Raw genomic sequence first — 22,331 nt, 5'->3', positions numbered from 1 at the left:
GCGTGGCCTTCGCTGGTCCGGCGCTGGATGAGTCGCGTAGGGCAAGGATGCCACGCGGGCCCCCGATTGCGGGCACCCGACCGGCCCATCCGGGTCAGACGTTGACGACCGTGGGTGCACCGCTGGCCACGCCGGCAGCGCGCAGGTCGTCGGCGATGCGCATGGCCTCCTCGATCAGCGTCTCCACGATCTGCGACTCGGGCACGGTCTTGATGACCTCGCCCTTGACGAAGATCTGACCCTTGCCGTTGCCCGAGGCCACCCCGAGATCGGCCTCGCGGGCCTCCCCCGGACCGTTGACCACGCAACCCATCACGGCCACACGCAACGGCACATCCATGCCCTCCAAGCCGGCCGTGACCTGCTCGGCCAGCGTGTAGACATCCACCTGAGCCCGCCCGCAGGACGGGCAGGACACGATCTCCAGGCCCCGTTCACGCAGGTTGAGCGACTCCAGGATCTGCAACCCGACCTTGACCTCCTCGGCCGGCGGGGCCGACAAGGACACCCGGATGGTGTCACCGATGCCCTGGGACAGCAGCGCACCAAAAGCCACGGCCGACTTGATGGTCCCCTGGAACGACGGCCCGGCCTCGGTGACCCCGAGATGCAACGGGTAGTCACACTGCTGGGCCAACAGCTCGTAGGCCCGGACCATGATCACCGGGTCGTTGTGCTTGACCGAGATCTTGATGTCGCGGAAGTCGTGCTCCTCGAACAGCGAGCACTCCCACAACGCCGACTCGACCAGCGCCTCCGGGGTCGCCTTGCCGTACTTAGCCAGCAAACGCTTGTCCAAGGATCCGGCGTTGACCCCGATCCGGATCGGCGTGCCGGCGTCCTTGGCCGCCCTGGCGATCTCGCCGACCTTGTCGTCGAACGCCTTGATGTTGCCCGGGTTGACCCGCACCGCGGCGCAGCCGGCGTCGATCGCCGCGAAGACGTACTTGGGCTGGAAATGGATGTCGGCGATCACCGGGATCTGCGACTTGCGGGCAATGATCGGCAGCGCCGCGGCGTCGTCGGTGCTGGGCACGGCCACCCGCACGATCTGGCAGCCGGACGCGGTCAACTCGGCGATCTGCTGCAGGGTGGCATTGATGTCGGCCGTCACGGTCGTGGTCATCGACTGCACCGACACCGGGTGGTCGCTGCCCACCCCGACCCCGCCGACGTTGAGCTGCCGGGTCGTGCGACGCGGCGCCAGGACCGGGACGGCCCGGTCGGCGGGCATGCTCGGCAGGCCGAGGCCCACCGGAGTCGCCTGTGTGGAGGTCATCCTGTTTGTCCGTTCAGCCGAAGAGTTTGACGGGGTTGACCACGTCGGCGACCAGCGTGAGCGCCGTCAACCCGATGAACAGTAGGGCCACGACGTAGGCGACCGGCATCAGCTTGGCCACGTCGAACGGTCCTGGATCCTTCTTACCCCGCACCTTGGCCCAGCCCTTGCGTACCCACTCGATGACGGCCCCGAAGATGTGGCCGCCGTCCAGCGGCAGCAGCGGCAGCATGTTGAGCAGGAACAGGCTCATGTTGAAGCCGGCCACCAGGTTCAGGAACAGCACCAGCTTGTCCTGGGTGGTCGTGCTGTCCGATTCGAGGATCTCGCCGCCGATCCGGCCGGCCCCGACGATGCCGACCGGCGAGTTCAGATCGCGGGGCTGGCCGTCGAAGATCGCACTCCACAAGGCCGGGATCCGGGCCGGGATGGCCACGACGGCCTTGGCCGCGGCGCCGATGAAGTCGCCGGTCCGGCCGATGGCCGCGCCGATCGACTGGGGCTGGTACGGGCTGGTGGTGGAGATGCCCAGGAAGCCGGCCGTCTTGACCCCGGTCTGCTGGCCGTTGTCGTCGACGACGGGGCGCTGGTTCTCCACGATGGCCACCGATTGCGTGTACTGCTGGCCGTTGCGGACGTACTCGATCTGCACGGTCTGGTTGGCCGCGGCCTGGATCAGGGCGGTGAGCTGGGCCCAGCCGGTGACGGTGGTGCCGTTGAACCCGACGATCGTGTCGCCGGGCAGCAGGCCGGCCAGCGCGGCCGGGGTCTGCGGATCGTCCGCCGTGCAGTCGGTGCGCTGGACCTCGCCGGAGGCCGCGGCCGGGATCACGCATTGGCTGACGGTCGCCACGGTGGTGCTGGCGGTCGGGACCCCGATGCCGACCAGCAGGACGGAGAAGATGCCGACGGCCAGGATCAGGTTCATCACCGGTCCGGCGGCCATGATGATGATCCGCTTGAACGGGTGCAGCTGGTAGAACTGCCGGCCGTCGTCCTGGGGGGTGACCTGGGAGCGGTCGCCGGCCCGGGTCTCCTCGACGATGTTGCGGACCAGACCGGCGGCGCCCATCGCGGTGGTGGTGATCTTCTGCTTGCCGTCCGGGCCGGGCGGCACCATGCCGATCATCCGGATGTAGCCGCCGAGCGGGATGGCCTTGAAGCCGTATTCGGTCTCACCGACCTGCTTGGACCAGATGGTCTTGCCGAAGCCGACCATGTACTGGGTGGTGCGGACGTTGAACAGTTTGGCGAACGTGAGGTGGCCGGCCTCGTGCCAGGCGATGGAGAACAGCAACGCCAGCAGGAAGGCGACGATGCCGATGACGGTCCACATCAGCGTTGCGCCCCCACCCTCGGTCCACCCACCGCAATCGGGGTACCAGCCCGGGCGATGATTTCGCGGGCCCGTCGCCGGGCCCATTCTTCCGTGGCCCAGACGTCGTGCACGTCACGCGGGTTGCTCCGCGCTTGGTCGGCCTCGTCCAGGATGCCGGCCAGCAGATCGGAGATACCTGGGAAACGCACCTGACCGGTGCGGAAGGCGTGCACGGCCTCTTCATTGGCGGCGTTGAAGGCGGCCGGCACCGTGCCGCCGGCCCGGCCGGCCGCGTAGGCCAGGTCCAGCGCGGGAAACACGGCGCGGTCCACCGGCTCGAACGTCCACGCGGTCGGCGCCGCGAAGTCGCAGGCGGCGGCGACCGGGTCGAGCCGATCCGGCCAGGCCAGGGCGAGCGCGATCGGCAGCCGCATGTCCGGGGGGCTGGCCTGCGCGATCGTCGAACCGTCGACGAAGGTGACCATCGAGTGGATCACCGACTGCGGATGCACGACCACCTCGATGCGGTCGTAGGGGATGTCGAAGAGCAGGTGGGCCTCGATCACCTCCAGCCCCTTGTTGACCAGGGAGGCCGAGTTGATGGTGACGACCGGGCCCATGGACCAGGTCGGGTGGGCCAGGGCCTGCTCGGCGGTGACGTCGGCGACCTGCGCCCGCGTCCATCCCCGGAACGGGCCGCCCGAGGCGGTCACCACCAGCCGAGCGACCTCGCCGGCCGCACCGGACCGCAGGCATTGGGCCAACGCGCTGTGCTCGGAGTCGACCGGCACGATCTGCCCGGGCGCAGCGGCCCGGGTGACCAGTGACCCGCCGGCGACCAACGATTCCTTGTTGGCCAGGGCCAGGGTGCGGCCGGCGGTCAGCGCGGCCAGGGTGGGTTCCAGCCCGATGGAGCCGGTGATGCCGTTGAGGACCACGTCGGCCTCGGTGGTCTGCACCAGCTCAGTGGCCGCGCGGGCACCGATCAGCATCGGGCGGCCGTCGACCGGCGGCGCCGGGGTCGCGCTGGCCAGCGCGGCGTGCGGGTGGGCGGCCGCCTGAGCGGCGAACAGGTCCGGGTTGGACCCGCCGGCCGCCAGCCCGACCACCTCGAACCGATCAGGATGGGCGGCGATGACGTCCAGGGCCTGAGTGCCGATCGAGCCGGTGGACCCGAGCAGAATCACCCGCCGCCGACCCGGCGCCGCGTGGTCTGACGGCGATTGTCCGGATTGTGGTGTCGCGGCGGGGACGGGCTTGCTCACCGGTCCATCTTCCCCCTGTTCTCACCCCGGCCCCGTTCCGGCCACGGCGATACCGGTCACGACCGCCGCCAGATGTGCCGCACATCGCGATTGCGCCAGGACCGTCCCGCTGCCCGGGGGCGGGCGCACATACTGGCGGGATGGCCGCCCGCCCCACCACCAGCACCCGATGGGTGATCGGGATCCTGGTGGCAGCCCTGCTGGCCTGTGTCCTGGTGGTGGTCGGGTTGATCCAGATCACCGGGGGCACGTCCTCGGCCCCGGCCTCCGACTCCGCGGCCCCCAGTTCGGCCTCCCCGTCCGCATCGCCGGCTCCGTCGTCGTCGCCGGCGGTCGCCCGATCCGAGGACGAGTCGAGCGCCGCCCCGGCCAGCACCTCGGCGAGCCCGACCACCACCCCAGTGGAACTGGCCGGGTCGGGGTTGGTCCTGCCGGCCGCCTGGTCCGGGACCGCCGACCTGACGATCACCGTGCTCGGGCGCTGCCAGGCCACCGGCGGCACCTCCCTGTACACCCGTCCGGCCCAGTTCGCCCTGCAGGTCTCGCCGCCGGCGCCGACCACCAGCCCGACCTCCGGATCGGGCGAGGCCACGCCGGCGTCCGGCCAAGGGGCCGGGGCCCTGGGACAGTCGCCGACGGCCGGTGCACCCTCGGCCGTGGTCCCGGACTCGGTGGCAGCAGACTCCTCCGCCCCCACGAGCGCGTCCGGAGTCGGATTGTCGCCCTCCGGGCCCGTCTCGATGTCGCTGGGCATCACCTCCACCGATGTGCCCGGCCTGTCGATCTACTCGACCTCCAGCGGCCGCGACGGGTCGATCCGGCGCACCTGGCAGGTCGAGGCGGCCGCCGACCCGTCGGCCCCGGAGCGCACCCTCATCTCGGCCACCCTGGTCGACGACCAGCCTCTGGGCGGGGCGCTGCCGCCCAACCTGCTGGTCGACAGCGAGACCGACCTGCAACCGTGCGAGACCGATTCCGGTGTGCGGCTGACCCGGCCGCTGGCCAAGGGCGCGACGGTCACCGGGTGGGTCAGCGCGACCGACGCTGTGCTGCAGGTCAACGCCACCACCACCGACGGCGAACGTTCGGTCACGGCCGACCTGACCCTGACCCGGACACCCGGTCCTTGACCCGGCCCCGGGCAGCCCGGCGGGCACGGTCATGTCAAGATGATCGGTAACGATCACCGGTTGACCGACCGTTTCGCACAGTGGGAGGGCCCATGGCCGGCACATCCATCGAGCCGCACGGCCCGGCGGCCGGCCCGCAGGCCGGGGCCGAGGTCGCGACCACCCATCACGGCGCCGTCGTCTCGTACAACCCCGACGCGCCCAGCGAGGAGTGGGGCTGGCACGGTTCCTTCCGTGAGCGGATCGCCCCCCGCGGCTCCCGCATCCTGCTCTGGCTCGGCGTCGTCGGGTTGCTCCTGCTGGCCTTCTTCGGCAACCACGAGTCGCAGACCGAGGTCTACTGGCTGACCACGATCGCTGCGCTGATGGCGATCTGGATCGTCGCGGGCGAGATCCACATCAAGCGGGAGCGGCGGCGCCGGCCCTGATCTCGCGCGCGGCCGGCTGATCCGTGGCCCGCGATCTGAGCTACCGGCGACATCAGTGGCCGGCCGGCGTGACGATGGTGCAGATCGACCGGCGATTCCGGGCCCTTCGGGTCCGCCCCGGGCGCCCCATCGAGCTGCGCCGGGCCAAGGACGGTGACTGGGAGCCGCTCGATGTGACCTCGGTGGGCCGGGCCCGGCGCCCGTGGGTGTTGCGACTGGCCCTGGCCGACGGCTCCCGCCCCACGGTCCGACCGTTCCTGCCCGGCGAGGCCGGCCTGCCCGACTGCGGCGCCCGGGTCGGCGGGATCGGTGACTCGCAGCAGCTCGGCAATGACGTGGTGTCCGCGGTCGTGGCCGTCGTCGCGATCGTCTTCTACGTCCTCGCGTCGCCGTTCTTCCTCGCCGCCACCATCCGGCGGGCGTCCGCGGCCCGCGACCTGCAGGCCCAGCTGGCGGCGGCGATCGGTTCGGACCGGTGACCGGCTGGCGTCGCGAGAGTGGCCCGCGCGCTGGCCGATCCCGACTCACTGGTTGAGCTGCCCTGGCGCGACGCCCTGGAAGACATGAGCAGAGGCTCGGCCCAGACACCGGCACGCCCTCTTCCTACGATGACCACTTTCTGTGCACGGCTGCGCACTCTTGGTACATTCCGCCGGAATCGAGGAGGCGGGGGACGAACATGCACCGGGTCCGGGGCAGGTGGCTGCGCGCGGTGCTCGCCCTCATGGCCCCCACCCTGTGCGTCCTGATCGGCCCGCCGCCGGCGCTGGCCACGCCGATCGAGCACGGAACCGGTGGACCTCTTCCCGTGCTCGGGGACGCCACCGAGCGCGTGATCAGCGAGATCGGCACGTTGACCCCGCTGGCCCGTCTCCAACCGGCCGGGGCACTGCAGCTGACCAAGACCATCACCGGCGCGGCCGCCGGGTCCCAGGGCAGTGTCACCATCAGGCTCTCCTGCACCGGGCAGGATCCCATCGATTGGATCATCGACGCCGGGGCGATTGACGCCCAGAGCCGGCTGTTCACCTCAATTCCCGCGGGCACGGTCTGCACGGTGACTGAGCCGGTGAACGGAGCCGGTGACGGCATCGGCGTGGTGACGGTGCTCCCCGGCCCGATCACCATCCCCTCCGATCAGACCGCAACGGCAGAGGTGATCAACAGCTACGACGGACAGGTCGTCCCGACGACGACCGTCACCGTAACGACCACCGTCACCGCAACGACGACCATCACCGCAGCAACGACCACGACGCAGACCGAGGCGACCACGGTGAGCGTGCCCACCACCGTGTTCGTGCCGACCACCGCGTTCGTGCCCACCACCGTGTTCGTGCCCACCACCGTGTTCGTGCCCACGACCGTCACTCAGAGGCAGACGGTCATCACGACTTCGTCGGCAGACCCGACCGTGTCCACCATCGATTGGACGCCGCCATCCAGCACGGCCGATGGCTTTGTCACCGAGACGTCGCTCGACGCGTCCGGCGACCCGCCCTCCGGCCTGCTCGCACAGACCGGTCAACGACTCGAATCGCTGCTGATCCCTGGAATCGGGCTGATCATGGTCGGGACGGTCCTGCTGGTGATTCTGTCCCGGCGCAACCGCCGGGCCTGATCCGCGCCGGCAATCGGACGGTCCGGCCGCCGATCAGTTCGATCGCACGCCCTCGGCGGCGAGCTGACCGCAGGCGGCGGCGATCTCCTGCCCGCGGGTGTCGCGGACGGTGCAGGCGACCCCCTGGGCCCGGACCCGACGGACGAACTCGTCCTGCACCGGGCGGGGCGAGGCGTCCCACTGCGACCCGGGAGTCGGGTTCAGCGGGATGAGGTTGACATGCACCAGCGGACCCAGATGCTCGCGCAGCAGCGAGCCGAGCAGGTCGGCCCGCCAGGGTTGATCGTTGATGTCGCGGATCAGGGCGTACTCGATCGACACCCGGCGCCCGGTGGTGTCGGCGTACTCCCGGGCGGCCGCCAGCACCTCGGCGACCTTCCACCGCTCGTTGACCGGCACCAGGGTGTCGCGCAGCTCGTCGTCCGGGGTGTGCAACGACACCGCCAGCCGGACCTGCAGTTTCTCCTCGGTCAGCCGGCGGATCGCCGGCACCAGCCCGACGGTCGAGACGGTGACCGACCGCGCCGAGATACCCAGGCCGGACGGCGCCGGTGCGGTGATCGCCCGGACCGCCTCGAGCACCCGGTTGTAGTTGGCCAGCGGTTCGCCCATGCCCATGAACACCACGTTGGACAGCCGGCCCGGCTCCCCCAGCGCCCCGTCCCGGGCCATCCGCGCGGCCAGCCGCACCTGCTCGACGATCTCCCCGGTGGACAGATTGCGCTGCAACCCGCCCTGTCCGGTCGCGCAGAACGGGCAGGCCATGCCGCAGCCGGCCTGCGAGGACACGCACAGGGTGATCCGGTCGGGATAGCGCATCAGCACCGATTCGATCAGCGTGCCGTCGTGCGCCCGCCACAGGGTCTTGCGGGTGGAGCCGTCGTCGCAGGCCAGTGAGCGGACCTCGGTGAGCAGCTCGGGCAGCAGGGCATCGACGAACTCGGCCCGGCCGGCGGCCGGCAGGTCGGTCATCTCGGCCGCGTCCCGGGTCAGCCCGGCGAAGTAGTGGTGGGCCAGCTGCTTGGCCCGGAACTCGGGCGCCCCGGCGGCGCGGACGGCGGCCCGGCGCTCGTCCGGGGACAGGTCGACGAAGTGGGTCGGCGGCCGACCCCGACGAGGGGCGGTGAACACGAGCGGAAGGGAGGCAGCCATAGCCGGCCCATTCTCCCACGGTCGTGATCGGGCCGGGACCGTCGCCGGTTGATGCCAGGTTGCTATCAATCCGGTCACGCCGGCCCGGCCTCGCTCGGTTCAACACGCCCAGGATCCACGCTGAACCCCTCGCCAGCCGCGAAACAGACTCATTCGGACAGGACTTTGGACCCGAATCAATCCGATTGCTTCCGAGTGTGTTGACATCGGGGACTCGAGTCGTTCATACTCGTAACCGGCATCACACGGCAGGGTTTGCGCCAACTCGCAGAGTCCAGCGGCTGAGGCCACGATTTAGCAGGCACCGGGCCACTGATCCATCAGTGGCCCCCCACCCGACAGTGGAGTCGACATGTACGCACCGGAACGGCAGCAGGCCATCCTCGGCCATGCCCGCTCGGTCGGTCGGGTGGATGTCAACATGCTGGCCGAGCAGTTCGACGTCACGCCGGAGACGATTCGTCGCGACCTCAACGAGCTGGAGCGGCGCGGCCTGGTCCGCCGAGTTCACGGCGGGGCGATCCCGGTCGAGCGCTTCGGCCTCGAACTCCCGGTCGCCCAGCGCACCAGCCGCAACGCCGAACACAAGGAGCGCATCGCCAAGGCCGCGCTCGATGAGCTGCCCGACAGCGGCTCGATCATCATCGACGCCGGCACCACCACCGTCCGGCTCGCCGAGATGCTGCCCGCGGACCGGCAGTTCACCGTGGTGACGCACGCGTTGCCGATTGCCGCAATGCTGGCCGAACGGCCCAACATCACGCTGCTGCTCGTCGGTGGCCAGGTTCGCCAGGGCACCCTGGCCGCCGTCGGCGGCTGGTCCCAGGCCGGCTACCGCAGCGTGCTCGCCGACGTGGCCTTCGCCGGCACCAACGGCATCAGCCGCAACCGCGGTCTGACCACCCCCGACCTGGCCGAGGCAGCCGTGAAGCAGTCGCTCATCGCCTCGGCCCGCCGCACCATCGTCCTGGCCGACCACAGCAAGGTCGGGCACGACGAGTTCGCCCACGTAGCCGACCTGTCCGAGGTCGACACGTTGATCACCGACAGTGAGGTGGATGCCAACATGGCCCGAGAGATCCACGACGCCGGCGTGGAGGTCGTGCAGGCATGACCGACGCCACCCGTCCCGGATCCGTGGTCACCCTGACCCCCAACCCGAGCCTGGACCACACGGTCGAGGTTCCCGTCCTGCAGGTCGGCGAGGTGCAGCGCACCAGCGCCGCCCTGGTCGAGGCCGGCGGCAAGGGCGTCAACGTGGCGCGGGTCCTGGCCAAGCACGGACACCGAACCACCGCGATCCTGCCCGCCGGCATCGATGCCCAGCGCATCATCGGCCTGCTCGAGCCGCAGAAGGTCCGCACCTTCCCGGTCCCGATCTCCGGCAGCATCCGGACCAACATCGCGGTCGTCGAGCAGGACGGGACGACCACCAAGCTCAACGAGCCCGGGGCCGCGCTGTCCGACAAGGAACTGGCCGCCCTGCTGAGCGCGGTCGAGGATCACCTCGAACCGCGTCCGGCGTGGCTGGTGGCCGCCGGCAGCCTGCCGGCCGGTGTCCCGGACGACTTCTACGCCCGGGTGACCGCCCTCGCGGTGGCCGCCGGGGTCCCGGTGGCCCTGGACACCTCCGGCCCGGCGCTGGCCGCCGCGGTCGAGGCCGGTGCCACCGTGATCAAGCCCAACCTCGAGGAACTCGAGGAGATCCTGGGCCGCGAACTGGTCACCGTCGGCGACGTCATCGACGCCGGCCGCGACCTGCGGGCCAAGGGCACCAAAGAACTCCTGGTCAGCATGGGCGGCCACGGGGCCCTGCTGATCACGCAGGAGGGGGCATGGTGGGCCGGCGGCCCGCCACTGGTGCCCCGTAGCACCGTGGGCGCGGGTGACTGCACCCTGTCCGGTTACCTGCACGCGACCGGTAGTCCCGATCAACGGCTGGCCACCGCGGTGGCCTGGGGGCGGGCGGCCTGCCTGCTTCCGGGTACTACGGTGCCGAGCCCCGAACAAACCCGAGCCTGCGCCGACGCAGTCCGCGTCGTCGCCGATCCCGATCCCCTCCAAGCAGTGAAGGACGTCGCATCATGACCGACCTGATCACACCCGAACTCGTGGTCCTGAACCTGGTGGCCACCGACAAGGCCGACGCCACCAGGCAGCTCGCGCAGAAGCTGCAGGCCGCCGGTCGGGTCACCGATCTGGAGGGCTTCCTGGCCGACGTGGCCGCCCGCGAGGCGCAGATGGCCACCGGCATGCCCGGCGGGATCGGCCTCCCGCACGCCCGTTCCGAGCACGTCACCGTGCCCTCCCTCGGGCTGGCCAGGGTCCCCGGCGGCGTCGATTTCGGCGCCCCCGACGGCCCGGCGACGCTGGTGTTCCTGATCGCCGCCCCCGCCGGTGGCGGTTCCGAGCACCTGACCATCCTGGCGGCGCTGGCCCGCCGGCTGGTTCGTCCCGCCTTCCGCCAGACCATCATCGACGCCGCCGACGAAGCCGCCGTGGCGTCCTACGTTCAGTCCGAGGTGGGTAGCTGATGAAGTTCGTCGCTGTCACGTCATGCCCGACGGGCATTGCGCACACGTACATGGCCGCCGAGAACCTGGAGCAGACCGGTAAGGACCTCGGCCACGACGTCCAGGTCGAGACCCAGGGCTCCGCCGGCACCGTCCCGTTGTCGGACGACATCATCGCGGCCGCCGACGGCGTCATCTACGCCGCCGATCTGGAGGTCAAGGGCAAGGACCGGTTCGCCGGCAAGCCCTTCGTCGATGTCGGCGTCAAGAAGGCCGTGCACGACCCCAAGGCCGTCCTCGAGGCCGCCATCGCCGCGGTCGAGAACGCCCCCAAGGCCGGCACCCCGGAGGCGGCCGCGATGGCCGCCGCCGCTCCGACCCCCGGCAAGTCCGCCGCCCGCGACGTGGGTGTCGGCACCCGGGTCCGCCAGTGGCTGATGACCGGTGTCTCCTACATGATCCCGTTCGTCGCGGCCGGTGGCATCCTCATCGCCCTGGGCTTCCTGTTCGGTGGGGACGAGGTCGTCACCAAGCTCTACGGCGGTGAGTTCGAAGGCGTCACCTACGAGAACGTCGCCGGCAGCCTGCCCCTGGGCTTCCCGTCCGGCCAGAGCTTCGACACGCTGCTCTCGCAGGCCGGCTTCGCGGGCATCCTGTTCGCGCTCGGCAAGATCTCCTTCTTCCTGCTGGTGCCGGTGCTGTCCGGCTACATCGCCTTCGGCATCGCCGACCGGCCCGGCCTGGTCCCCGGCTTCGTCGGTGGCCTGCTGGCCGCGGTCCTGGGCGCCGGCTTCCTCGGTGGTCTGATCTCCGGCTTCGCGGCCGGCGGTCTGGCCTACGCCCTCACCCGGCTCCGGGTGCCCAAGGGCGTCCGCGGCATCATGCCCGTCGTGGTGATCCCGCTGGTCTCGGTCATCGTCGTCGGCCTGTTCATGATCTTCGTCGTCGGCAAGCCGGTGGCCGCGCTGACCACCGCGCTGACCGATTGGCTCAACAGCCTGGCCGGTGCCAGCGGCATCGTCCTGGGCGCCATCCTGGGCCTGATGATGGCCTTCGACATGGGCGGCCCGCTGAACAAGGTGGCCTACACCTTCGCGGCGGCCGGCCTGACCACCGCCGTGGCCAGCGAATCGTCGCCGGCGTTCCAGATCATGGCCGCCGTCATGGCCGCCGGCATGACCCCGCCGCTGGGCATGGCGCTGGCCACCGCGGTCCGCAAGAAGTTGTGGACCGAGGCCGAGCGCGAGAACGGTCTGGCCTGTTGGTTGCTGGGTGCTTCGTTCATCACCGAGGGCGCCATCCCGTTCGCCGCCGCTCACCCGCTGCGCGTCATCCCGTCGTGCATGGTCGGCTCCGCGGTCACCGGTGCGTTGGTCATGGGCTTCGGCAACGAGCTGCGGGCCCCGCACGGCGGCATCTTCGTGCTGCCGCTGGTCAGCAGCCCGGTGCTGTACCTGGTGGCGATCGCGATCGGCACCGTCATCACCGCCGCGCTGGTCGTCTTCCTGATGAGCCTGGACGCCAAGAAGACCGAGCGTCTGGCCCACGCCGAGGACGTCGCCGAAGGTGTTGCGGCCTGATCGAGGCTGATCGAGCCTGACCTGTGTTCCACCCTGCACTCCGAGGCCGGGGCTGCGACGATGTCGGTCGCGGCCCCGGCTTCGTGCGACCACCTCTAGAGTGACCGGTGCCACACCAATCGATCGGCTTGTCCGAAGACTAAGGAGTCAATGAATGCCCACCCGCAAGGTCAAGGTCGCGTCCCGCGTCGGCCTGCATGCCCGCCCGGCCTCGCTGTTCGTCCAGGCCGTCACCGCCACCGGGCTGCCGGTGACCATTGCCAAGGGTGACGGCGATCCCGTCGACGCCCGCAGCATCCTGATGGTCATGGGCCTGGCCGTCGGCAACAACGACGAGGTCACCCTGACCGCCGAGGGTGACGGCGCCGACGCCGCCCTCGACCAGCTGGTCGAGCTGCTCGAGGTCGACCACGACGCTCCCTGAGCCGGCCGGCGGACGCCGGCCGTGATCGGCTCCGGCCGGACCGGCCCGGCGTCCGCCACCTCCTACCGATCGTCCCGGGGATCGACCTGGCGATCGACTTAGCCCCCGTCCCGTGATCCTGGAGTGAATCAAACCGATGACGACCACCACCCCTTCCGCGACCGGACAGACCACATCGCCGTTGACTGGAGTCGGGGTGGGCCGCGGCTCCGCGGTCGGCAAGGTGGTCAAGCTGGCTCCCCCGGTGCGCCCCCCCGGCCCACGAGGCCGCCGCCGCGAACATCGAGCAGGCCACCGATCTGGTCCAGCAGTCCTTCGAGTACGTCGCCAGCAACCTGCGGACGCGGGCCGCCCAGGCCGAGTCCACGGTGGCCGCGGTGCTCGAGGCCACCTCGCTGATGGCCCAGGATCCGGGCCTGCTGGCCGACGTGCTGCGCCGGATGGCCACCGGCGTCGGTCCGGCCACGGCCGTGGACCAGGCCGTGGAGGGCTTCTGTTCCATCCTGGAGATGAGCGGCGGCTACATGGCCGAGCGGGTCACCGACCTGCGTGACGTGCGTGACCGGATCGTGGCCCAGGTGCTGGGCCAGAAGCCGCCGGGGCTGCCGCAGATGACCGAGCCGTCGGTCGTCGTGGCCGCCGACCTGGCGCCGGCCGACACCGCCACCCTCGATCTGGACCACGTCGTCGCCATCGTCACCGAGCTCGGCGGGCCGACCAGCCACACCGCGATCATCGCCGCCCAGCTCGACCTGCCCTGCGTCGTGCGCACGGCCGGCGCGCTGGAGCTGGTCGACGGCGACATCATCGCCGTCGACGCCGCGCACGGCACCGTGGTCAAGGACCCCGACGACAGCCTGCGGGAAGCCATCCTGGCCCGGGCCAGCGCCCGGGCCGCGCTCAAGGAGTCCAGTGGCGGCCCCGGCAAGACCAAGGACGGCCAGGCCGTCCAGCTGCTGGCCAACATCGGCAAGGTCGAGGACGCCGAGAAGGCGGCCAAGCAGGACCTCGAGGGCGTCGGCCTGTTCCGCACCGAGGTGCTGTTCCTGGACTCCAAGACCGCGCCGTCGGTCGAGACCCAGGTCAAGGCCTACACCAAGGTGTTCCAGGCTTTCGGCGATCGCAAGGTCGTGGTCCGCACCCTGGACGCCGGCGCGGACAAGCCGCTGGCCTTCGCGCCCAGCGACGAGGAGGAGAACCCCGCCCTGGGCGTGCGCGGTCTGCGGATGGACCGCCGGTACCCGCAGCTGCTCGACGATCAGCTGACCGCCATCGCGCAGGCGGCCAAGGCCACCGGCGCCAAGGTCTGGGTGATGGCCCCCATGGTCGCCACGGTGCACGAGGCGCAGGCGTTCGAGCAGCGGGTCAAATCCCACGATCTGCCGGTCGGCGGCATCATGATCGAGGTTCCGGCCGCGGCCCTGCGCGCGCCGCACCTGATCGAGAAGGTCGACTTCTTCTCCATCGGCACCAACGACCTGACCCAGTACGCGATGGCCACCGACCGGATGGCCGGCGAGCTGGCCGAGCTGCTCGATCCCTGGCAGCCGGCCGTGCTCGATCTGATCGCCATGGCCGGCGCGGCCGGCAAAGCCGCCGACAAGCCGGTCGGCGTGTGCGGCGAGGCCGCCCGTGACCCGCTGCTGGCCCTGGTCCTGGTCGGGCTGGGCATCACCAGCCTGTCCATGGCGCCGAACGGGGTGCCGGCCGTGCGGTATGCGCTGGCCCGCACCACCACCGCGCAGTGCGAGGAGCTGGCGGCGGCCGCTCGGGGCGCGATCGACGCCGCCGCCGCGAGGTCCGCGGTGGAGGCCCTGGTCGACCCGGAGATCCTGCTCGCCCTGTAGTCTGCCCTCCCCTGCTGCTTCGCTGATCATTCCCGCGGGCGCGGACCGGATCCGTCCGGTTCGGCGCGGAAATGATCAGCGAAGCCAGGGTGGGCGCTCAGGCCGGTTGGAGCAGGCCGACCACCGTGACCTCGGCGCCCAGGGCGATGCCGGCGAGCTGGTCGGGTCCGACCCGATACGCACCGGCGAAACCGTCCACGCTGGCGACGGTGAGCACGGCCGGCTCCCCCGCTCGCGGCTGGTCGACCGCGACCACCTCGCCCCACTGCCAGCGCCGGGTCTGCACCGAGCCGTCGGCCTGCACGACCGGGAACTCGCCGTGCACCGGACCGTCGACGGTCTCCGCGGCGACCGCGGCCAGCTGCGCCCGGGTCGGCCGATGGACCGACGCGTTGGCCGCCGGGCCGGTCGAGCCGAGCAACACCGTGACGGCGACCGCCACGCCGGCCGACCGGTGCCACCAACGTCGACGCCGATTCCTCGGCTCGACGCGATCGGTGGACGGCGGAGGGTCGGCTGCCGTGATCGCCTGCACGTCGTCCACGGTGCGCGGCCCGGCTGTCCGCGAGCTGTGACGCCCGGCTCGATCCGCTGAGACCGCTCGCGGCCGATACCGTGCAGGCCATGCCCTCACCGGAGCAGACCGTCTGGCAGCACGAACCCCGCGTCACCGCGGTCCAGCGCCGCACGCTGATCCTGCTGTCGGCGGCCCAGGTGCTGGGCGGGATCGGCTTCGGCGCCGGCCTGTCGGTGGGCATCCTGCTGGCCACCCAGGTCACCCGGTCCGAGGGCTGGGCCGGGGTCGCCCGCACCTCGACGACGGTCGTCGCCGCCCTGGTGGCCATCCCGTTGGCCGTGCTGGCCGCCCGCTTCGGCCGACGGGTCTCGCTCGGGCTGGCCTGGACGTTGGCCACGACCGGTTCGGCCGCGCTCGTGCTGGCCGCCCAGATCGCCCAGCAACCCGGCACCCTGCCCACCGTGGCGCTGATTTACGGCCTGGGCATCTCCGGCGCCGGCAGCGCGGCGTCCCTGCAGAGCCGGTACGCGGCCACCGATCTGTCCGCGCCCGAGCACCGGTCCCGCCAGCTGTCGCTGGTGGTCTGGGCGACCACGGTGGGCACCGTGCTGGGACCCAACCTCGGCGCGCCGGGCGAGGCGCTGGCCGGCGTCCTCGGGCTGGCCCCGATGGCCGGGCCGTTCGTCATCGCCACGGTCATGCAGGCCCTGGCCACGGCCGCGATCCTGCTGCTGCGCCCCGATCCCCTGCTGTTGGCCGGCACCTTCACCCACGTCGACCCGCACACCCCGCGGTCGGGTACCGGGCCGGCGATGGCCCGGGCCTGGCGGCTCAGCGGGGCCCGCACCGCGCTGGTGGCCATGTGTGCGGCGCATACCGTCATGGTCGGCGTGATGACGATGACGCCCGTGCACATGGACCACCACGGCGCCACCATCAGCATCGTCGGCCTGACCATCAGCATCCACGTGCTGGGCATGTTCGCGTTCTCGCCGCTGGTCGGCATCGCCGCGGACCGCTACGGGCGGCTCCCGCTCATCGCCGCCGGCGGGGGCACGCTGCTGGCGGCGACCCTGGTCGCCGGCCTGGCCGGCGCGTCCATGGGATGGGTGACCGCCGGGTTGTTCCTGCTGGGCGTGGGCTGGTCCCTGGTGCTGGTGCCGGCCTCGGCCCTGCTCACCGAATCGGTGCCGGTGGCCGACCGGACCCGGGTGCAGGGCGGCGCCGACGCGGCGATGAACGTCTCGGCGGCGATCGGCGCGGCCGGTTCCGGTCCCCTGCTCGGCCTGATCGGCTTCGCCGGTCTCAACGCCCTGTCCGCCGCGATCGTGCTGGCCGCGGTGCCGCTGATCATCGGCGCGCGGCGGCTGCCGGCCCGCGCCTCGAGCTGAGCCCCGCACACTTTTTTGTTGATCATGGCGTTGTCTGCCACGGAATCGGCGTGTCGCCGGTGTGTCGAGCAGAGTTCGCCATGATCAACACGGATTTTCTGGGCGGCAAGAGCAGAAACGCCGAGGCCCGGCCGGGGAGCTCCCCGGCCGGGCCTGGCGTCACTGGCTGTGGGTCGGTCAGCCGCCGGTGCGGGCCATGCCCCGCTCCACCGCTTCGATCAGGTACGGCCGCATGTCGACGGCCGGGATGATCGTGTGCACCGAGCCGACCTCGCGGGCCCGCTCGATGTTGTGGATCTGCTCGAACTCCACGGCCACCTCGCCGAGCTTCTCGGACCGGACCGCGGCCCGGGTCTCGGCCAGCTCGACCCGCAGCTGGCTGCGCTCGGCGTCGTCGGTCGCGTCGGCGATGCGGGCCTCGAGCTCGGTGACCCGGGCATCGTTGGCGGTGCGGTTGTTCACGTCACGGGTGAACACCACCGCCGCCGCCGGCGCGCCACCGATCACCGAGGCGTACGAGCCCTCGATGGCGATGACCTCCATGTTGTCGTTGAGCGCCCCGGAGAACACCACGAACGCACCACCGTGGTAGCGGGAGATCACGCAGAAGATGATCGGGCCGTCGAAGTTGACGATGGCCCGGCCGATCTCGGCGCCGTACTCCAGCTGGATGTTGCGCAGCGACTCCGGTGAGCCGTCGAACCCGGACAGGTTGGCCAGCACCACCAGCGGCCGCGACCCCGATGCCGAGTTGATGGCCCGCGCGGCCTTCTTGCTCGACTTGGGGAACAGGGTGCCGCCGGAGAACGAGTCCGGCCCGTCCGAGGGCAGGAAACCGCGCCGCGGGATGGCCCGCGACTCGATGCCCAGGATGGCCACCGGGTAGCCGCCCAGGTGGGCGTCCACCACGACCGCGGTGTCGGCCTCGGCCATGCCCGCCCAACGCTCCAGGGTCGCGTGGTCCTGGTCGGCGATCGCATTGATCACCGCGCGGATGTCGAACGGCTTCTTGCGGTCCTTGTTGGTCTCCTCGGCGAAGATCTCGCCGACCGTGGTGAACGGGCTGTCCGGGTGCACGTGCGGCGCCGACCGGACGTCGCGGTCCAGCGGGTCGCTGGTCGCCGCCCGCCGCGGGTACTTCTCCCCCGGCGCGTGGTAGGCGTGCTCGTAGTGCTGGAACAGGATGTCCACCGCACCGGACAGGTTCGGCGCCCAGTACTGCGCCTCCCCGTTCGGGCCCATGACCCGGTCGTACCCGCCGATGCCGAAGTTGTCCTCGGCCGAGACGCCGCCGGAGTAGTCCAGCGACAACTTGCCGGTCAGCACCATCGCCGAGTCCGGCGTCATGATCAGGATGCCCTTGGTGTGCATCAGCATGGTCGCTTCGGCGTTCCAGTACGGCTGTGCACCCACGTTGATGCCGGAGACGATGATGTTGATCTCGCCGCCGTTCTGGGTGAACAGCACGATCTCGCGCAGCGCCTTGGCCACGCCGTCCATGTTCTCCGTGCCGGAGTCCATCGAGATCTTGGCGCCCGAGGACAGGGTGAACCACTCGACCGGCAGGTCCTTCTCGCCGGCCATCTTCACCGCTTCGGCGATCAGGTTGCACTCGGCCACCGCGACGGTGCCCAGCGCCTTGGTCGGATCGCCCATCATCAGCACCCGGGTCATGCCCTCCGGATACCGCTCGGACGGCGTGGTGACCACCCCGACGATGACCCCGGCCTTGTTCTGACCCGGCCCGCGGTCCACCGGACCGAAGGTGTTGTCGTCCCGGAAGTCGTACTCGGTGAACTGCCCGTTCGCCCCGGTGAGCAGCGGGATGATCTCGTACGGGTAGGCAGCCCCGCGAGCGGCCGACCGCTGCACCTTGAGCGCGTAGTCGTCCAGCACGGCCAGCGGCTCGGTCGGCGGGTCGCTCACGGTCACCTGCACACCCGCGCCGGCCTGGAAGGCGAAGCGCAGGGCGACGTCCTTGAGTGAACCGTCCTGCTGCCGCAGCCGCGCCAGCACCGTGATCTCCGAGAGCCCGGTGCCCAGGGTCAGCGGCGCCGTGTCCTGGGCGAAGCGGCCCAGATCCGACACCGGTACCTCCACCGGCGGCCACACGTGCAGGAAGATCGCGTTGTTCTGCAGCGACTTGCGGCCGCTGAGCCCGGCCTGGGCCCGCCTGATCGACTCCAGGCACGCGGCCAGGACCCGCTCGGCGGCCGGGAACGACACCACGTGTCCGTCGGCGTCCCGCACCGGCGTGACGTCACGGACCTCGGCCAGGGCCACCAACCGCTCGTCGGCCGGGTTGTTCGGCGCGACCAGGTGGAAGACGTAGGTGCCCTCGGCCGCCGGCACCCGAGTGCCGTTGAAGTTCTTCAGCCGCCACAGATCCAACCGCTGACCGGTCAGCGGGTGCATGCCCCGGATGACCCGCTCCTCGGCCAGCCCGTGGGAACCCGGGCGGAAGGTGAACTGCAGGACGTCGGGCGCCGCCTCGTTGAACGCCACGGTCACCGTCACCCGGCGACCGCCGGCGATGGTGCCGTAGTCCTGCAGGGTCCGGGCGAGCTCGGCCGAGATCGCATCCGGGTCCTCCGGCGCGTCCGCCCAGGCCACGTACAGGTCGGTGACCAGGTTGGCCGGATCCGGCACCAGGTTCGCCGCCGCGTCGGCCGCGGACAGCGCCGCGGGCAGATCCGCGTGCGTCGCCGTGGTGGAGATCAGGTACAGCCGGTTGCCACCCAGCTCGTAGTTGCCGGTCAGCGACGGGCGGCCATCGATCTCGGTGACCTCCACATCCTCCAGATCGCGGATCTTGTAGTACCGGCGGTTCATCACCTCGAGCATCGCCGGCACCCCGGACGGGCGACCCAGCAACTCCTCGGCCATCAGCCGCACCACCGGCTCCGAGCTGGCCACCAGCGTGTCCATGAGCTCGGCCCGGTTCGGCGCGCCCGGATTCTCGGCCAGCACCCCGACGTCCGCCCGGACCTCCTCGTACAGCGACGTGCGAGCCGCCTCGATGACCGGCCGCTCGTACACCTCGAACCGGATGGACCGGGCCAGGTCGCCGATCAGCGGGTACCGGGACCGGGTGGCGACCACCAGGCGCTCGACCACGGCACCGACGCGCTGGCGCATCTCCTCGCTCAGCAGCGACGCGCGGGTGCGCCACCGCTCCAGCAGGCCGGCGATGATCGGGATCTGGTCGCCGACCCGTTCCTGGGCCAGGAAGACCCGGTACACCGCCTCCTCCAGCGCCGGGCTCGGCTCCAGATCGGTGACGCCGTAGTGGGCCAACGCCTTGGCCAAGCGGGACCGGAAGCCCTCCGGCAGACCGGCCACCTCCAGGTCCAGCGACTGCAGGTAGGAGTGGAAGTACTCGCGCGGGCTGTGCACCTGCTCGTCGCCGGACTCCTCCTCACCGGCCGGACGGTTCCGGGACAGCTCGGCCAGATCGGCGAAGGTCTCCATGACGTCCAGGGCGGCGCCGAGCAACTCGTCGTCGTCCAACGGCACCTGCTCGCGGACCTGGTCGTACTCGCTCCACAGGGACTTGGCCCGCTGCGCGGACACGTCGTAGCCCATCACCAGAGCCCGCAGGGCCCGCAGGTCACGCAGCGCCTTGACCCGCAGATCGCTGCGGTCGACCACGGAGTCGGCCGAGAACTCGACCACCGGCGCGGTCGACGCGGCGCCCTCCTCCTCGATCTTGTCCAGCCGCAGCAGCGCGCCGCCGGCGTCGACCTGCGAGTTCACCGAGGCCAGGATCTCGCGGACCCGGCCCGCGTACGGCGCCTTGACCGCGGTCTCCATCTTCATGGCCTCGAGGATCATGATCGTGTCCCCGGCCTGGACGTCGTCGCCGGGCGCGGCCCGCAGGGCCACGACCACCGCCGGCGCGGGCGAGCGGACCATGCCGCCCTCGTCCCGGCTGACCCGGTGGCTGACGCTGTCGACCTCGACCAGGTGTCCGGCCGCGTTGGTGGCCGCGACGATCTGGTGCCGCCGGTCACCGATGGACAGCCGGCTCTCGAACTTCGACTGACGCTCCAGCTCCAGCTCGACGACGCCGCCGCCGGGCACCTCGACCCGGTACCGGCGGGGGCTGATCTGGGCGATGTTCAGGCTGTAGGTCTGGCCGCGGTAGCCCAGTTCGATCTCCCGGCCCACCTCGTGCGAGGCCTTGGGGCGACCGCCGTGGGCCGACCGCAGGAACGCGTCGCGCTCCAACTGCTCCTCGGACTCGTAGACGTCGGCCGCGACGTAGAGCAGGGCCACGTCGGCCCCGGCGGCCAGCTCCGGATCCTCATGCAGGTTGGCCCGGTCCAGCCAGCCGGTGTCGGCGGTGCCGTCGATGACCTCGGGCCGGTCCAGCAGCTTGAGCAGGAACGACTTGGTGGTGGTGCCGCCCTTGACCACCACGGTGGTCTCGCGCAGCGCGACCCGCAGCCGGGCCAGGGCCTCGTCCCGGTCGCGACCCCAGGCGATGATCTTGGCGACCATCGAGTCGTAGTCCGGGGAGATCGCGTCACCGGTGGCGATGCCGGTATCCACCCGGATGCCCGGGCCGACCGGCAGGGTCAGCAGCTCGACCTTGCCCGGCGAGGGCGCGAACCCGTTGTCGGCGTCCTCGGCGTTGAGCCGGGCCTCCACCGAGTGTCCGAACACCGGCGGGCAGTCGCCCTCCAACTTGTAGCCGTCGGCCACCAGGATCTGCAGCTTGACCAGGTCGATGCCGGTGGATGCCTCGGTGATCGGGTGCTCCACCTGCAGCCGGGTGTTGACCTCCAGGAAGGCGAAGGTCTTCTTCTCCGGCTGGTACAGGAACTCCACCGTGCCCGCGCCGCGGTAGCCCACCGCGAGCACCAGGTCGATCGCCCGGGCCGCCAGGTCGGCCGCCTGCTCCTTGGTCAGCGCCGGGGAGAACGATTCCTCGATCAGCTTCTGGTTACGGCGCTGGATCGAGCAGTCCCGCACGCCGGGCGCCCACGCATTGCCGTAGTTGTCGGCGATGACCTGGACCTCGATGTGCCGGCCACCCTGGACCAGATGCTCCATGAAGATCACGTGGTCGTTGAAGGCCTTCTGCGCCTCGGACTGGGTGCGCTCGATGGCCTCTTCCAGCTCCGCGGGGTCGAACACCATTCGGATGCCGCGACCGCCGCCGCCGCTGCGGGCCTTGAGGATCATCGGGTAGCCGATGCTCTTGGCGTGCTCGAGCGCCTCTTCCATCGTCTCGACCGGGCCGCCCGACCAGGGCGCCACCGGCACATTGGTCGCCTCGGCCATGTACTTGGCCTCGACCTTGTCGCCCAACCGGCGCATCGCCTCCGGCGGCGGGCCGATGAACGTCACCCCGAGTTCCTCGCACAGCTCGGCGAAGGTCGGGTCCTCGGCCACGAAACCCCAACCGACCCAGGCGGCGTCCGCCTTGGATTCGATCAGCGCCTTGCGCAGCACCGCGTGATCCAGGTACGGGCTGCTCAGCTCGCCCTTCTCCCGGATCCGGACGCCCTCGTCGGCCAACCGCACGAACAGCGCACCACGTTCGGACTCGGTGTGCAGGGCAATGACCTTGATCCCGTAGCCGAACTCTGCGTTCAGCTCTCGCACGGCCCGGATCAGCCGGACCGCGGGTTCACCCCTATTGATCACCGCAATGCGCGAAAACATGCCTGGTGCTCCTCCATCCACTTCGACCAAAGTGCGATCCGCTCCGCGTCGGGTCGTCCCGTCGCGCCCGGATCACTCGGTGGGCGCGCGACGGTTCCCGGTCGCCGGAAAGCGGTCGACACGTGCACGACAACGTGCCCGCTTCATCCTGGCCTGTCCGGCGCGGTTGCGCTCTCCCAATGACACGGTTCGG

Annotated in this window: 17 protein-coding genes; 11 read left to right on the top strand and 6 right to left on the bottom strand. The window is 70.9% G+C overall.

Annotated elements, in window-relative coordinates; genetic code table 11:
* Nucleotides 1–94: 94 nt before the first annotated feature.
* From ispG to dxr, 3 genes are read right to left on the bottom strand one after another with little or no spacing between them, the layout of a single operon-like run.
* Complete coding sequence (gene ispG, locus NAMU_RS10865; RefSeq protein ID WP_015747454.1) at nt 95–1,279, bottom strand: flavodoxin-dependent (E)-4-hydroxy-3-methylbut-2-enyl-diphosphate synthase; 1,185 nt, start codon at nt 1,277–1,279, stop codon at nt 95–97.
* A gap of 13 nt (nt 1,280–1,292) precedes the next feature.
* Nucleotides 1,293–2,615 (bottom strand): M50 family metallopeptidase, encoded by a 1,323-nt coding sequence (locus NAMU_RS10860; RefSeq protein WP_015747453.1) that lies wholly within the window; start codon nt 2,613–2,615, stop codon nt 1,293–1,295.
* The gene (dxr, locus tag NAMU_RS10855) at nt 2,615–3,784 is read right to left on the bottom strand and encodes a 1-deoxy-D-xylulose-5-phosphate reductoisomerase (protein ID WP_015747452.1); all 1,170 of its coding nucleotides are present in this window, start codon (nt 3,782–3,784) and stop codon (nt 2,615–2,617) included. Before dxr ends, NAMU_RS10860 begins: the two co-directional genes overlap by 1 nt.
* A gap of 218 nt (nt 3,785–4,002) precedes the next feature.
* Between dxr and NAMU_RS10850 the strand changes: the two genes are divergently transcribed.
* The 4 genes from NAMU_RS10850 (at nt 4,003) to NAMU_RS10835 (ending at nt 7,041) form a co-directional block, all read left to right on the top strand.
* Nucleotides 4,003–4,992 (top strand): hypothetical protein, encoded by a 990-nt coding sequence (locus NAMU_RS10850; RefSeq protein ID WP_015747451.1) that lies wholly within the window; start codon nt 4,003–4,005, stop codon nt 4,990–4,992.
* Between the two features lie 92 nt (nt 4,993–5,084).
* The gene (locus NAMU_RS10845) at nt 5,085–5,420 is read left to right on the top strand and encodes a DUF2631 domain-containing protein (protein WP_015747450.1); all 336 of its coding nucleotides are present in this window, start codon (nt 5,085–5,087) and stop codon (nt 5,418–5,420) included.
* A gap of 23 nt (nt 5,421–5,443) precedes the next feature.
* Nucleotides 5,444–5,899, top strand: a complete 456-nt coding sequence (locus tag NAMU_RS10840) for a hypothetical protein (RefSeq protein WP_015747449.1) — start codon at nt 5,444–5,446, stop codon at nt 5,897–5,899.
* A 233-nt stretch (nt 5,900–6,132) separates the two neighbouring features.
* A complete protein-coding gene (locus tag NAMU_RS10835) occupies nt 6,133–7,041 on the top strand; it encodes a DUF5979 domain-containing protein (RefSeq protein ID WP_138180096.1) in 909 nt (302 codons plus the stop codon).
* 33 nt (nt 7,042–7,074) lie between these two features.
* Here NAMU_RS10835 and rlmN read toward each other — a convergent pair whose 3' ends face one another.
* Nucleotides 7,075–8,193: a 23S rRNA (adenine(2503)-C(2))-methyltransferase RlmN gene (gene rlmN / locus NAMU_RS10830; RefSeq protein ID WP_015747447.1), complete on the bottom strand. Its 1,119-nt coding sequence runs from the start codon at nt 8,191–8,193 to the stop codon at nt 7,075–7,077.
* A 352-nt stretch (nt 8,194–8,545) separates the two neighbouring features.
* Between rlmN and NAMU_RS10825 the strand changes: the two genes are divergently transcribed.
* The 6 genes from NAMU_RS10825 (at nt 8,546) to ptsP (ending at nt 14,557) form a co-directional block, all read left to right on the top strand.
* Nucleotides 8,546–9,307, top strand: a complete 762-nt coding sequence (locus NAMU_RS10825) for a DeoR/GlpR family DNA-binding transcription regulator (protein ID WP_015747446.1) — start codon at nt 8,546–8,548, stop codon at nt 9,305–9,307.
* A complete protein-coding gene (pfkB, locus tag NAMU_RS10820; protein WP_015747445.1) occupies nt 9,304–10,281 on the top strand; it encodes a 1-phosphofructokinase in 978 nt (325 codons plus the stop codon). The genes NAMU_RS10825 and pfkB overlap by 4 nt, the downstream gene beginning before the upstream one ends.
* A complete protein-coding gene (locus NAMU_RS10815; RefSeq protein WP_041368734.1) occupies nt 10,278–10,727 on the top strand; it encodes a PTS sugar transporter subunit IIA in 450 nt (149 codons plus the stop codon). Before pfkB ends, NAMU_RS10815 begins: the two co-directional genes overlap by 4 nt.
* The gene (locus NAMU_RS10810) at nt 10,727–12,286 is read left to right on the top strand and encodes a PTS fructose transporter subunit IIC (protein WP_052307898.1); all 1,560 of its coding nucleotides are present in this window, start codon (nt 10,727–10,729) and stop codon (nt 12,284–12,286) included. Before NAMU_RS10815 ends, NAMU_RS10810 begins: the two co-directional genes overlap by 1 nt.
* Nucleotides 12,287–12,440: 154 nt before the next feature.
* A complete protein-coding gene (locus NAMU_RS10805) occupies nt 12,441–12,710 on the top strand; it encodes an HPr family phosphocarrier protein (protein ID WP_015747444.1) in 270 nt (89 codons plus the stop codon).
* Nucleotides 12,711–12,895: 185 nt separating this feature from the next.
* Nucleotides 12,896–14,557, top strand: a complete 1,662-nt coding sequence (ptsP, locus tag NAMU_RS10800; protein ID WP_083785795.1) for a phosphoenolpyruvate--protein phosphotransferase — start codon at nt 12,896–12,898, stop codon at nt 14,555–14,557.
* A gap of 97 nt (nt 14,558–14,654) precedes the next feature.
* Here the strand turns inward: ptsP and NAMU_RS10795 are convergent, their stop codons facing one another.
* Nucleotides 14,655–14,999 carry a hypothetical protein gene (locus tag NAMU_RS10795; protein ID WP_015747442.1) on the bottom strand — a complete coding sequence of 115 codons (345 nt, stop codon included), beginning with the start codon at nt 14,997–14,999 and terminating at the stop codon, nt 14,655–14,657.
* A 182-nt stretch (nt 15,000–15,181) separates the two neighbouring features.
* Here NAMU_RS10795 and NAMU_RS10790 point away from each other — a divergent pair, with 182 nt between their 5' ends.
* A complete protein-coding gene (locus tag NAMU_RS10790) occupies nt 15,182–16,465 on the top strand; it encodes an MFS transporter (RefSeq protein WP_015747441.1) in 1,284 nt (427 codons plus the stop codon).
* A 177-nt stretch (nt 16,466–16,642) separates the two neighbouring features.
* On the opposite strand, the gene NAMU_RS10785 is transcribed toward NAMU_RS10790, so the two are convergent.
* Nucleotides 16,643–22,138: an ATP-binding protein gene (locus NAMU_RS10785; protein WP_015747440.1), complete on the bottom strand. Its 5,496-nt coding sequence runs from the start codon at nt 22,136–22,138 to the stop codon at nt 16,643–16,645.
* Between the last annotated feature and the right edge of the window lie 193 nt (nt 22,139–22,331).

It is taken from the genome of Nakamurella multipartita DSM 44233 (assembly GCF_000024365.1).
Lineage (GTDB): Bacteria > Actinomycetota > Actinomycetes > Mycobacteriales > Nakamurellaceae > Nakamurella > Nakamurella multipartita.
Note: the sequence above shows the minus strand (reverse complement) of the source record. Positions and strands in the feature narration are given on the sequence as shown.